The sequence below is a fragment of the Streptomyces purpurogeneiscleroticus genome, assembly GCF_020024005.1.
Taxonomy (GTDB): Bacteria; Actinomycetota; Actinomycetes; order Streptomycetales; family Streptomycetaceae; genus Streptomyces; species Streptomyces purpurogeneiscleroticus.
Map to the genome: position 1 here is coordinate 1 of NZ_NHSG01000424.1, position 2,600 is coordinate 2,600.

4 protein-coding genes are annotated in these 2,600 nt (G+C 69.8%); 1 reads left to right on the plus strand and 3 read right to left on the minus strand.

Annotated features, from left to right (window positions below):
- The first annotated feature begins 40 nt into the window (after positions 1–40).
- Complete coding sequence (locus CCS38_RS31330; protein ID WP_372457177.1) at positions 41–883, plus strand: endonuclease/exonuclease/phosphatase family protein; 843 nt, start codon at positions 41–43, stop codon at positions 881–883.
- A 14-nt stretch (positions 884–897) separates the two neighbouring features.
- On the opposite strand, the gene CCS38_RS31335 is transcribed toward CCS38_RS31330, so the two are convergent.
- The 3 genes from CCS38_RS31335 to CCS38_RS31345 all read right to left on the minus strand — a co-directional run bounded on the left by CCS38_RS31335 (position 898) and on the right by CCS38_RS31345 (position 2,143).
- Entirely contained in the window at positions 898–1,131 is a 234-nt protein-coding gene (locus CCS38_RS31335; protein ID WP_223736712.1) for a DUF2277 domain-containing protein, read from the minus strand.
- A gap of 153 nt (positions 1,132–1,284) precedes the next feature.
- A complete protein-coding gene (locus CCS38_RS31340; RefSeq protein WP_223736713.1) occupies positions 1,285–1,470 on the minus strand; it encodes a hypothetical protein in 186 nt (61 codons plus the stop codon).
- 88 nt (positions 1,471–1,558) lie between these two features.
- Positions 1,559–2,143 carry a sugar O-acetyltransferase gene (locus CCS38_RS31345; protein WP_223736714.1) on the minus strand — a complete coding sequence of 195 codons (585 nt, stop codon included), beginning with the start codon at positions 2,141–2,143 and terminating at the stop codon, positions 1,559–1,561.
- Positions 2,144–2,600: the final 457 nt, after the last annotated feature.

The window sequence follows — 2,600 nt, forward strand, 5'->3', positions numbered from 1 at the left end:
TGGGGGAGCGGTAGGGGGCAGGTCGGCTGGTGGAGGAGATGTGAGCGCAACTGCATCGGCACGTGCAAATGCGTCCGGCGCCGCGGTCGGCAGTGACGGGGTGGGGCGGCGGCTGCGGGCGATGACGTTCAACCTGCGGTACGCCTCGGAGGAGGGGCCGAACTCCTGGGGCCGGCGGCGCCCGGTCATGCGCGAGCTGCTGCGGCGGGAGGCGCCGCACCTGCTGGGGACGCAGGAGGGACTGTACGGGCAGCTGCAGGAGATCGCGCAGGATCTGGGAACGCGGTACTCCTGGCTGGGGACCGGGCGCGCGGGCGGCAGCCGGGACGAGTTTGCGGCGATCTTTTATGACACGCGGCGACTGCGGCCTGTCGAGTACGACCACTTCTGGCTGTCCGATACGCCGTACCTGATCGGCTCCGCGACCTGGGGAAACACCGTCATCCGCATGGTGACGTGGGTGCGCTTCCGCGACCTGCTGACCGGTACGGACTTCTACGCCCTCAATACGCACCTCGATCACGCGCACCAGGGCTCGCGCGAACGCTCCGCCGGGCTCATCACCGACCGGCTGCGCGGCCTGGAGGCGGGGCTGCCACGGATCGTGACCGGCGATTTCAATGTCGCCGCGCACGAGAATCCGGTGTACGAGACGATGCTGCGCGCCGGCTCGCTCGTGGACTCCTGGGATGCGGCGGAGGAGCGCAGCGCGCAGTACGCCACGTTCCACGGCTACCGGCCGCTCGTCCCGAACGGCGACCGCGTGGACTGGCTGCTCACTTCCCCGTCCGTGCGGACTCTGCGCGCCGAGATCAACATCTTCGCGAAGGACGGACAGTATCCGAGCGATCACTTGCCGGTGCAGGCAGAGCTGGAGTGGTGAGTGAGGGGGAGTGGTCAGGTGGTCGGGTGTGAGGGTGCGGCGCTGCCGCGTACGTGGAGGTTCGCCAGGAGGTCGCGGGTCGCGGCGGTGACCGCGTCCACGGCCTGGTCGAAGACCTCGCGGTTGTGTGCGGCGGGCGTGCGGAATCCGGAGACCTTGCGCACGTACTGCAAGGCCGCCGCGCGGATGTCCTCCTCTGTCACGTCAGGGGTGGCCGGTGGGCGGAGCGTCTTGATACTGCGGCACATGAGGCCAGTCTCCCTCGTCGCTCGGCCGGGCGCGCGACGGCGACGTGCAGTGTCGTCGGTACTCCGCGACCAGTGCGCTGTGTCGTGCTGTGTCGTCGTTCTGTGTCCGTCCTCATGTGTCCGTCGTCGTGCACGCCGCCGGCTCGTGCCTTCTCAGGCCGCCGTGACGATCTCGTCCCGCATCGCCGAGGTCCACGCCGCGAGCAGGTGTGCGTACTCCGCGCGGTCCTCGGCCGTCCAGGCACAGCCTCGCCGAGCCCGGACGAACCGCCGTATGGAGTCGTTCACTTCGGCGGCGGAGGGGTGGACTTGACCCGGAAGGAGAGGAGTTGCGGACATGGAAAACATATTAGGGGCAGGCACTGACAATCGACCGCGAGTTATGCCGCCGGGGACGGGCTGAGGGGCTACTGGACTGCCGGGCCCGTCAGTTCGTCGTCTCGTCCAGTTTGCGGAGCACCCGGGCGGGGTTGCCGACGGCGAGAACGCCCGGCGGCAGGTCCTTGGTGACCACCGCACCGGCGCCCACCACGGTGTTCTCACCGATGGTCACGCCCGGGCAGACGATCACCCCGCCGCCGAGCCAGACGTTGTCGCCGATCGTCACGGGCAGGGCCTTCTCCCAGCCGGCCCGGCGTCGCTCGGTGTCGAGCTCGTGGGTCGGGGTCAGCAGCTGTACGTGGGGGCCGATCTGGACGTGGGCGCCGATGGTGATGGGCGCGGCATCGAGGAAGACCGCCCCGAAGTTCACGAACGTGCCGGAGCCGATGCTGATGAGGTATCCGTAGTCGCAGTGGAAGGGCGGGCGGATCCGTACGTTCGTAGCCACCGAACCGAGCAGCTGCGCCAGGACCGCGTCGCGCCGGGCCGGGTCGTACGTGCCGGGCGTGTGTCCGGCGGCCGCGTTGAAGGCCGCGCAGAGTTCGATGCGGCGTTCAGTGTCCGCGAGGAGCTCGGGGTCATCCGGGATGTACCAGTCACCGGCCAGCATGCGGTCCTTCTGCTCGCCCACGGAGCTCCTTCAGTAAGCATTCGACAGGCACGGACGGGGCTTCGGTCGGCCGGCCCCGGAGCCCGGGCCGGGGCCGGCCGGGCTGCGGCTACGTTCTCGGAGCGGGGACAGGTGCGTCAAGGAGTGACGAGACGTGGCGAGTTCACCCCTACGGGCGAACTGCCGACTGCCGGGACCTTGGAATTGCGGGGCGAACGCGGTGACCCCAGCGGCCGGAAACGGTGCGGCCGTCCGGCAGCGTGACCGCGATTGTCAGTGGCCCCCGCTAGCGTGAGCAATGTTCCTATCCGAGCTGCTGGCGCTACTCGGACCGGCCTCACTCCCTGACAGCGCGGGGAGTGGGGCCACCGGGAACGACGGATCGCGGGGCGACGCGAGCCGACCGTGGTGCGAGTCGTCTCCGAACGGCGACGCCCCGCCTCGGGCTGGGCCGGGCGGGGCGTATCGGGATGGGGGT

What these genes read in the sequence shown, in the direction of transcription:
- CCS38_RS31340 (WP_223736713.1), bottom strand. Translation starts at nt 1,470, where the DNA reads ATGTCCGCAACTCCTCTCCTTCCGGGTCAAGTCCACCCCTCCGCCGCC.
- CCS38_RS31335 (WP_223736712.1), bottom strand. Translation starts at nt 1,131, where the DNA reads ATGTGCCGCAGTATCAAGACGCTCCGCCCACCGGCCACCCCTGACGTG.